A 345-nucleotide genomic window follows, 5' to 3' on the forward strand; every position below is an offset into this window, starting at 1 on the left:
GAGTGCAGGTAGGTGTAGCCGACCCGTCGGCCAGGCCCGCGCTTGGCTGCTCGCGCGTTCTCGGAGTCCCGTCCGTGCGCACGCCAGCCGCCCCCGTCAGGGATGCGCCCGATCTTCTTCACGTCCAGGTGCACCATGTGCCCTGGCCCTCTCGCGGTGATCCTCCGGGCCGGCTGCCGGCGGAGGTCTTCTCCGGCTGGGGTCAGGTCCCGTAGGCGGGAGATCCCGGCCCGGTGCAGCCACCGTCCCACGGTGCGCAGGCACAGCTGGTGGCCCTCGGAGACGAGGTGGTGATGGATGCGCCGTGCGGACCACTTGCGCTCCCGCCGCAGGGCGTGGATCTGG

General features: G+C 72.2%; 1 pseudogene. It reads right to left on the reverse strand.

Annotated elements, in window-relative coordinates:
• Positions 1-345 (reverse strand): annotated as a pseudogene (locus KVS67_RS11700) (IS481 family transposase); the annotation flags it as partial.

This window comes from Micrococcus sp. GbtcB5, from assembly GCF_019091605.1.
GTDB classification, from domain to species: domain Bacteria; phylum Actinomycetota; class Actinomycetes; order Actinomycetales; family Micrococcaceae; genus Micrococcus; species Micrococcus luteus.